The sequence below is a fragment of the Actinoplanes sp. NPDC051346 genome, from assembly GCF_040682215.1.
Lineage (GTDB): Bacteria > Actinomycetota > Actinomycetes > Mycobacteriales > Micromonosporaceae > Actinoplanes.
In genome coordinates this window covers 413,318-422,681 of record NZ_JBFBAJ010000004.1, presented here as the reverse complement: position 1 = coordinate 422,681, position 9,364 = coordinate 413,318, and the positions used below count along the sequence as shown (strand labels likewise).

General features: G+C 71.6%; 6 protein-coding genes. 2 read left to right on the top strand and 4 right to left on the bottom strand.

Annotation, left to right across the window (positions count from 1 at the left end; genetic code table 11):
- Positions 1-272: 272 nt before the first annotated feature.
- The 4 genes from AB0M36_RS13240 to AB0M36_RS13225 all read right to left on the bottom strand — a co-directional run bounded on the left by AB0M36_RS13240 (position 273) and on the right by AB0M36_RS13225 (position 5,651).
- Entirely contained in the window at positions 273-476 is a 204-nt protein-coding gene (locus AB0M36_RS13240; RefSeq protein WP_364156145.1) for a hypothetical protein, read from the bottom strand.
- A 141-nt stretch (positions 477-617) separates the two neighbouring features.
- Positions 618-1,181, bottom strand: a complete 564-nt coding sequence (locus AB0M36_RS13235) for an N-acetyltransferase (RefSeq protein ID WP_364156142.1) — start codon at positions 1,179-1,181, stop codon at positions 618-620.
- A gap of 252 nt (positions 1,182-1,433) precedes the next feature.
- A complete protein-coding gene (locus tag AB0M36_RS13230; protein WP_364156139.1) occupies positions 1,434-2,663 on the bottom strand; it encodes an acyltransferase in 1,230 nt (409 codons plus the stop codon).
- Between the two features lie 414 nt (positions 2,664-3,077).
- Complete coding sequence (locus AB0M36_RS13225) at positions 3,078-5,651, bottom strand: M14 family zinc carboxypeptidase (RefSeq protein WP_364156136.1); 2,574 nt, start codon at positions 5,649-5,651, stop codon at positions 3,078-3,080.
- Positions 5,652-5,794: 143 nt separating this feature from the next.
- Between AB0M36_RS13225 and AB0M36_RS13220 the strand changes: the two genes are divergently transcribed.
- Positions 5,795-7,042, top strand: coding sequence for a saccharopine dehydrogenase NADP-binding domain-containing protein (locus tag AB0M36_RS13220; RefSeq protein ID WP_364156133.1), 1,248 nt, complete (start codon positions 5,795-5,797; stop codon positions 7,040-7,042).
- A 22-nt stretch (positions 7,043-7,064) separates the two neighbouring features.
- The gene (ligA, locus tag AB0M36_RS13215) at positions 7,065-9,149 is read left to right on the top strand and encodes an NAD-dependent DNA ligase LigA (protein WP_364156130.1); all 2,085 of its coding nucleotides are present in this window, start codon (positions 7,065-7,067) and stop codon (positions 9,147-9,149) included.
- Positions 9,150-9,364: the final 215 nt, after the last annotated feature.

The window sequence follows — 9,364 nt, the reverse complement described above, 5'->3', positions numbered from 1 at the left end:
CCGGCGTTCGGCGCCCGGCGTTCGGCGCCCGGCGTTCGGCGCCCGGCGTTCGGCGCCCGGCGTTCGGCGCCCGGCGTTCGGCGCCCGGCGTTCGGCGCCCGGCGTTCGGCCACGCTCGCCGCACGCTCCCCGCGCGGTCACCCAACCTGCGGACACGCTCACCGCACGCTCCCCGTGCGGCGACCCGACCTCCGGACGGACCACGCTCCCCGCACGGCGACTCGACATCCGCCCTGTCTCGCGCGGAGCGCGTGGCGAGCGATACGTGCCGGTCAGCGGCCGAGTGCGAAGCGGCGGCGCTTCTTCTGCCGGCCGAAGTGACCCTGCAACGTGTCGGCGCCCCTGCGGAGCAGACGGGTGCCACGGCTCGGTCCGCGGCGTGCCTCGACCGCGTCACTCAGCTTGCGGGCGCCGGCGGCGGCGAGTGGAATGGCGACCGCCATCAGCACGTATCGGCGAATGAGTGTAAAGAGCATGTCCGTCTCCCTCTGAGCTGGGTTTTAGCGCCCCTCCCATACCCCGACGGCGGTCGACTCATCCCCCTTGTCGCCACCGTCGGGTCAGCGCCGCGACGCTTGTGCCCTGCGCCGGTGACAGACCCGCTCTGCGGACGCGTCCTACTCGGTGCCCTTCTCGTCGGATATCGGCTCCCGCAGCCCGACGCAGTCGTGCTGCCAGAAGGTGTCCGAGTAGACGAACGTGCCGGTCATCCAGGGTTCGTAGGCCGACAACCTCACGACCTGGAAAGCCGCGTCGGGAATGCGCAACGAAGGCTTACGAAAGTCGTGTGCTCCAGCCGGGCTGAACCCCAGACGGGAGTAGTAGCGCGGATCGCCTTCAAGGAACACCAGCGGAACGCCGCGCTCGTCGAGCTGCCGCAGACCAGCGCGGACAAGTGCCGAGCCGATACCGCCGCGTTGCCACTCGGGCGCGACCGCGAGCGGGCTCAGCGACTGAACCGCCACCGGTTTCCGTGGTGCGTCGAGCAGCGCCCGACTGAACATGACATGTCCCACGACCGCGTCCGCCTCATCGGACACCAGCGATAGCGCGGTGGGATCATCACGCCGGAGGGCGTCCACCAACTCGGCCACCGTGCCGCCGTGGTCGCCGCCGAAGGCGGCCCGGTGGACGGCACCTATCGCGTCGAAGTCACTCTTCCGCTCACTGCGAATTGCCATGGCGGGCAAGGTATCGGCTCACGCCACCCGGGCCAATCGAGTAATCCGCCCCCGGTGATCTCCGATGCGCTCGTCCCGGCCAGGAGCTTCACTTGGTGCGGTCGTCCCTGCCACGGGCTTCACTTGGTGCGGTCGTCCCTGCCACGGGCTTCACTTGGTGCGGTCGTCCCTGCCACGGGCTTCACCTGGTGCGGTCGTCCCTGCCACGGGCTTCATCCGGTGCGGCTCGGCCGGGTGCCCTGGGCGGCGACCTCAACGGGGAGGGCCGGGGTTGAGCCACGCCACCCGGCCGCGTTGACGCTGCTCGGCCGCGGCCAATGAACGCCGGCGAGCATCAGACCCCGGGCTGACCGGCCCCGCCGGCTCGAGGCTCGTCAACCTCGCCCTCGACGTGAGGGGCGGTTCCGCCTCCCGGGCCGCCGCGATCCCCCGCCGCACAGCGTCACGTAGCCGCGGGCCCAAGGGGCGCTCGACGAACCGGTACACCAGCCAGGATGCCACGAGCAGGATGGCGACCGCCCCCACGACGAGCGCGCCGGCCGGCAGGCCCGTGTAGTCGTGGCCGTACTGGATCAGCACGTAACCGACGCGTCGGTGCAGCAGGTAGAAGGGGAACGTCAGCGCGCCCGCCAGGGTCAGCCACCGCCAGTTCAGCCGGTCCGTGTAACCCAGCGCGATCAGCAGCAGAGCCCCGTACGCCAGGGTCACGATGAGCACCGCGGGCCAGAACGCGACCTCCCAGCCCGGCCTGACCATCCCCCGCGGGCCGAGGTTGTAGACGTTGACCAGCCACGAGAAGGCGACGATCGCCCACAGCAGCGGCGTCGCACCGTACCGGCGCATCAGGTACATCGTGATCCCGGCGATGAAGAAGGGCGCGAAGTAGCCGAGCGTCACCATGGTGAAGACCGGATGGTGAACAGCCGGAGCGGCCACCGATGCGGTCATCCAGACCGCGCAGAAGATCACCGTACGCCGGTAGGTGGTCCCCGGGACGACGACGAAGACGGCGAACAGCAGGTAGAACCGCAGCTCTGTCCAGAGCGTCCAGTACACGGCGTCCACCGAGGGCGCACCCAGCGGCTCCTGAAGCATGGTCAGATTGGCGACGACGGTGCCGAGCGACACCGGCGTGGCGACGGGAATGACGCCGCTGACGGGTAAGAGCACGATGACGGCCGCCGACACCAGGACGCAGGCCCAGTAGGCCGGATAGAGCCGTGCCACCCGGGATACGAAGAACTCGCCGAGGCTCCGGCCCCAGCCGCTCATGCAGATCACGAATCCACTGATCATGAAGAACAGGTCGACACCGAGGTAGCCGTAGACGGTGACCCGGCTGACGTCCGGCATGAAGTAGGACGCGCGATGTTCTCCGTCGAGCTCCCAGAAGGTCGTGAAGTGGTAGAACGCGACGGCGAGAGCGGCGACGAGGCGCAGACCGTCGAGCGCGGCCAGCCTGCGCACCCTTTCCGTCGACAAGCCTGCTCCCTTCCAAACCGCGCGAGAGCGTGGCGGATGACTCGGAACCGCCGATCATCGGTGGAGGCCTGTTGGCGGCCGGTAAAGAGAACATCGATGACCTTCGGGCTTCACGGCTGACCGGCATGGCATCTAAGCCCTACGGATCCGGGCCGTCACGCTGTGGAGTTCTGGCGCATGCGGCGACAGCCCTTGGACAACCCCGCCGGGGCATGCCGAGGGCGTCGGCCGGAGGCCGCACCCGGACAGCGGCATCCGGCCAGCGGGGGCAGACGTCGACGACGGACAAGTCTCCCCGCACCAGGCCGACGCCTCATCGCCTCCCTCGTTCAGCACCGCTGGCCGGCCTCAGAAGCCCGCGCGACCCTGATCAGGCGACCCGGACCACGATCCACACGATCGACAGGGCGGCTCCTAGCCGGCCGCCCAGTACAACGCCCGGGCGAACTGGGCGTACAGGCCCTTGGGATGGGCCCGGAACAGCGGCTCGGTGCCGAACAGCACCGCCCGGCCCCCGCGCGCCGTCATCCCGGAGATCACCGCGGCCTGGCCCGCCGCCTGTTCCGGCCCGCCGACACCGGCGGCCACCGGACGCCAGTGGCCGGCCACGAGCGGATCCGCCTCGTACCGCTGCTCGACCGTGAAGCCCGTGCCGGTGAACCAGAGCGGCGAGTAGACGAACGAGTGCGGCAGTGAGCCGGTGCCGACCACGGAACCGGCGTTTCGCACCGCGACGACTCCGTTCGCATCGCCGCGCCCCGCGACCGCCGTCGCGGGTAGCAGGCCGGCCGCCGCGTTGAACGCCGCGCCGGTGCCGCCGCGCGTCACCACACCGCCCCGGGCCAGCACGTCGTCGACCGCCGCCCTGGCGCCGGCGTTGAGCTGACCGTAGGACAGCCCGGACGACACCACGAGCGTGTCCACGCCGGACAGGTCGGCGCCGGCGTTGAGCAGCGTCGTCGACACCGGCCGCACCTCGAAGCCCATCTCCCGCAGGGCGAACAGCTCATCGGCCGAGGCGGCCGCGGCGATCACCGGTTTACGCAACGGGGTGCCGGCGGAGCCGCGGGGCGCGGTGGTGAACCGTACGCCGAACCGCTCCGCGACGATCGCGGCCTTGTCGCGCGCCGCCGCCGGCACCACAGCGGTGGCCGCGTCCGTCCGCCGCACGGGGACACCCGCGTCGAGCAGGGCGTTGACGGCCCGCACGTCCGCACCGTCCCGCAGACTCAGCGAGAGGTTCCGACCCGCAGGGGCATCGACTCCCCCGACTGGCGACGCCACCGAGACTTCGGTGGTGGCCACGCGGGGAGCGGCGGTCGCGCTGATGTCGACGGAGGCGCCCCAGAGCAGGCGGTGGCTCCAACCGGATATATCGTACATTTGCGGCACCAGCGCCGAGATGTCCCGCCCCGCTTCCAGCAGCACGTTCGCCAGGCCCCGCTTCGGCTGACGCATGTCCACGAGATACGAACCCGCGGGGTACGCCCGGCCCGCGAGCACGAACGCCCGCCGAGCCCGGGTGACCCGGATGTCATGGGCGACCAGGTGATCCACGAGTCGGGCCGCGGCCGCCGGCGAGCGCTGAGCGGCGCCCACGGGGATCACATAGGCCCGCGGGAAGGTGGTGGAGTAGCGGTCCTCGGGACCGAACCCCTCGACAAAGCCGTCCGGGATGAACGGCGACGGCTCACCGGCCCAGCCCCGGCGGAACTGTTCGATCTGGTCCGCGAGCAGGGCGGCGCGGTTCGTGTCCGCATACGTGATCGTGGCCTCGATGGTCGCCGCGGCGACGTCGGTGTTCACCGCGGAGCGGCGGCGCAGTTCCTCGACCGGCAGCGTCTCGTAGGCGTTGCGGTTGACCTGCCATGGGATCTCCACCGTGTGCCCGACGGCGCCATGGTACATGGCGTACATCGGGGTGAAGATCGGCGGCCAGTCGTCCCAGTCTCCGGGCGCGTAGTCCCGGAAGGGAATGTCGGCGCGCGCGGTCTCCGGATAGCCGAGCTTCCGGATCGCCGCCTCCATGCCCTCGGCGTTCGGCAGGGCGTGCTTGATGTAGAGGTCGTACTCGTAGTTCTGCCCGTGCGGCGGGGTGGCCGGCTCGATGAGCGTCGTGCCCGTGTAGCCGTGTTCGTCGAGCATCACGAACGGCTGGGTGCCGATGACCACGTCGCGCACGGCCCGCGACTCCGGCTGCGAGTTGGTCGCGTGGTCGCGATTGATGTCGAACCCGGCGCCGTTGGCCCGGGTCCCCGCCACGCGCCCGTCCGGGTTGTTGGTGACGGTCACATAGATCCGCGTCCGGGAGAGGAGCCGCGCCGTCGCGGCGTCCTCGGCGGTGGCGAGCCGCTCGATCACCCGCAACGCGCCGTCGGCGCCCTCCCACTCGTCACCGTGGATGTTGGCGTTGATCCACAGGGGTGCCTTGTAGTGGCGCCGCATCCACGGATCACCGCCGGCCGCCCGGGGGTCGTTCTCGATGAGGGCGCGCCACCGGTCCTGCTGAGCGGACTCGGGCGGCGTCTCGGGCGCGGTCACGGTGACCAGATACAGGTCGCGGCCGAGCGCGGAGTGCCCGATGATCTCGGCGGAGACCCGGTCGGACTCCTCCTGCAGCGCGTTCAGGCGCGGCGCGATCCCGTGATAGGGCACCAGCCCCAGCTTGATCGACTTGTCTGCCGGGTTCTCCGGGGGAAGCGGCAGCTCGGTCTGGCGCGGATAGCCCTGGCGCGCCGGCGCCCACCGCCGAGGCTGCGCCCGCGGCAGCTCGAACGCCGAGATCCCCCGGTCGGCACCCGTCGCGGCCACCTCGTTGCGCTCCGCGCCATTGCCGAATTCCCTCGTGCTGGAATCCCTCGTGCCGGGCGACCCACGGTCGGGGTTGGCGGGGACTGGCCCGGGCTCCGCCGAGGCGGGCGCGCCCAGCAGCCCGGCGGCCACCATGGCCGCCGCGAGAACGACGGTCGACGAACGGGACAGAATCACAGGGCACCTCCGTCAGCGTCTCTCGACCTTCTCGTGCCGGGGGCGTCAAGGCAACGATTCTTACGGAGATCCATCGAATCGTATGATTGTCGTCGCGGGTGTGGGCTACGCGCATCCGCCGCCATGGCGCAGAATCGATGACCATGAGGGAACATGACATCGTCGTCTACGGAGCCACCGGCTTCGTGGGCGTGCTCGTCGCCGAATATCTGGCCGCCCATGCCCCCGACGGCACCCGCATCGCCCTGGCGGGCCGCTCCGAGGCGAGGCTGGAGGCGGTGCGGCAACGGCTGGGCGTCACATGGCCACTCATCGTCGCCGACGCCGCCGACCCCGGCGCGCTGGCCGAGCTCGCCGCGTCCACCCGCGTCGTGGTCACGACAGTCGGGCCGTACGCGAAATATGGCCGCGCCCTCGCCCATGCGTGCGCCGCCGCGGGCACCGATTACACCGACCTCACCGGCGAAGTGCTCTTCGTCCGTCAGAGCATCGACGAGAACCACGAGCTCGCCCGCTCCACCGGCGCCCGAATCGTACACTCCTGCGGCTTCGACTCCATCCCGTCCGACCTGGGAGTGCACGTCCTGCACCAGCGGGTCACCGCCGACGGCGCCGGTGAGCTGACCGACACGACGCTGGTCGTCACCAGCATGCGCGGTGGCGTCAGCGGCGGCACCATCGACTCGCTACGCCACCAGATCGACGCCGTGCGCAAGGACCGCGGCCTGCGGCGGCTCGCCGCGAGCCCGTACTCATTGAGCCCCGACCGGACCGCCGAGCCCGACCTCGGCCGGCAGGGCGACCTCGTCTCGCTGCGCGGAACGGACGTCGATCCCGCTCTGCGCGGCAGTCTCGCGCCGTTCTTCATGGGCCCTTACAACACCCGGATCGTACGGAGAAGCAACGCGTTACGCCATTACGCGTACGGCCGAAGCTTCCGTTACCGCGAAACGATGAGCCTCGGCACCTCGAGGTTGTCCACGCTGCTCGCGGTCGGCGCGAAGGTCGGCCTCGGCGCCCTCGTCGTCGGCCTCTCCCTGCCACCGACCCGGTTCGCGCTCGACCGGATGCTGCCCAAGCCCGGCGAGGGACCGGACGAGAAGTCCCGCCGAGAGGGCCACTTCACGATCGACATCTACACCCGAACCACGACCGGCGCCCGCTATGCGACCCGCTTCCGGGCCAAGGGCGATCCTGGGTACGCCGCAACGGCGCTGATGCTCGGCGAATCGGCGCTGGCCCTCGCCGGCGACCGGGACGCGTTGCCGCCGTCCGACGGCGGGGTCCTGACGCCGGCGACGGGAATCGGCGACGCGCTCACCGACCGACTCCGCGCCGCCGGCGTCGAGATCACCACTCGGGTTTTGTCGGACCCCTCCGGTAGGAAGTAGGCACCACGAGGGAAGGTGCCAGATGTCCACCAGTCACGAGGTCGCTCCGGTCGTCGACGCGGCGCACGCCGCGCCGTTCGCCACCCGCGACGAGTACGCCGCCGCGATCGGCCGCATCCGATCGGCCGCGGAGGTCTACTACGCCGGCGGCGACCTCGTCATGGACGACGCCACCTACGACGCCCTGCTCGCCCGGGTGACCGCCACCGAGCGGGCACAGCCGGGCTGGGCGATGGCCGGCTCACCCACCACCACGGTCGCCGCCGGGATCGCCGGCGGCGACGTGCCGCACAGCACCCCGATGCTCAGCCTCGACAACGTCTTCGACGCCGAGGAGCTCACGGTCTGGGCGACCCGACTGGAGCGGCTGCTCGGGCGGCCGGTCAACGGATACACCGTCGAGCCGAAGATCGACGGCATGGCGATCGCCGCCCGTTATGTCGGCGGCCGGCTGCGGCAGGTGGCCACGCGCGGCGACGGCCGGGCCGGCGAGGACGTGACGGTCAACGCCCGGCTCGTCGCCGGCCTGCCCGCCGAGCTGACCAGGCCGGTCACGGTGGAGGTCCGCGGTGAGGTCTTCATGACCGACGCCGACTTCGTCCGCGCCAACGAGCTGCGCACCGACCACGGCGGAGTGGCCTTCGCCAACCCGCGCAGCGCGGCCGCGGGCACGCTGCGCGCCCAGGACCGGGCCTACGAGGCGCCGCTGTCCTTCTTCGCCTACGCGGTGCACGATCTGCCGGGCGGTAAGGGCCTGTTCCATTCCGCGGCGATGGCCGCGATCGCCGAGCTGGGCGTGGCCACCACCGCGGGTTCTCCCGCCGGCATGCCCCGGTGCGCGACGATCGACGACGTGCGGAGCGCGATCGCCGCGATGGGGACGCTCCGGGGCACTCTCGGGTTCGACATCGACGGCGCGGTGGTCAAGGCCGACGACCCGGCCGACCGCGACACGGCGGGCTTCTCCAGTCGGGCACCCCGCTGGGCGATCGCCCACAAGTTCCCGGCGGACACCCGCACCAGCAGGCTGATCGGCATCGAGGTGCAGGTGGGCCGCACCGGCCTGATCACCCCGGTCGCCGTGCTGGAGCCGGTCCAGGTCGGCGGCGTGGTCGTCACCTCGGCGACCCTGCACAACTTCGACGACCTGGTCCGCCGCGACGTCCGGGTGGGCGACACGGTCTTCGTCCGCCGCGCCGGCGACGTCATTCCCGAGATCACCGGCGCCCTGCTCGACGCCCGGCCGGAGGACGCCGTCTCGTTCACCCCGCCGGAGACCTGCCCCCGCTGCGCCGGCGACATCGACCGCTCGCAGAAGCGCTGGCGCTGCGTCCAGGGCCGGGCATGCGGCGCCCGCGAGTCGCTGGCCTACTTCGCCGCCCGCGACTCCATGGACATCGAGGGCCTCGGCGACAAGGTGATCGCCGCTCTGGTCCAGGCCGACCTCGTCACCGACCCCGCCGACCTCTACGACCTCGATCCCGAGGTCCTCGCCCGGCTCGAACGCCTGGGCCGCACCTCGGCGACCAAGCTCGTCGCCAACATCCAGGCTTCGAAGTCCCAGCCGCTGTCGCGGGTGCTGACGGGCCTCGGCGTCCGCATGACGGGCCGCTCCCTGTCCCGCCGCCTGGCCCGCCACTTCGGCTCGATGCCGGCATTGCAGTCGGCCACGGTCGACGACCTGCAACGCGTCGACGGCGTCGGCCCTGAACGCGCCACCACGATCGCCGCGGAGCTCGCCGACCTCGCCCCGGTGATCGCCAAGCTGGTCACCCGCGGCCTCACGATGACCGAGCCCGGCCCGGCCCCCGGCACACCACCCGGCCCCCAGGGCGCGGGCGCCGCCACCACCGACCAGGCCCGCCTGCCGCTGCGGAAGGAGAATGGCACCCCGATGACAGTGGTGGTGACCGGCTCGGTGCCGGGCCTCAGCCGCACCGAGGGCAACGAGGCCGTAGAACGCCTCGGCGGCAAATCCGCCGGCTCGGTCTCCACCCGCACCGACCTCGTGGTGGTGGGAGACGGCGCCGGCTCCAAGGCGGCCAAGGCCGAGCAGCTCGGCATCCGCATCATGCCGGCCGACGACTTCGCCAAACTGCTCGGCTAGCGCCCCGCACCGCCCGACAGACACCCGCCAGCCCCACAGGCGCCCCGACCGGCACCTCACCAGCCCAACGGGTGCGCCGACCAGCTCGACCGGCGTACCACCAGCCCAACCCGACGGGTGCGCGGATCAGCACGACCGGCGCACCACCAGCCCAACGGGAGCGCCGACCAGCTCGACCGGCGCACCACCAGCCCAACCCGACGGGTGCGCCGACC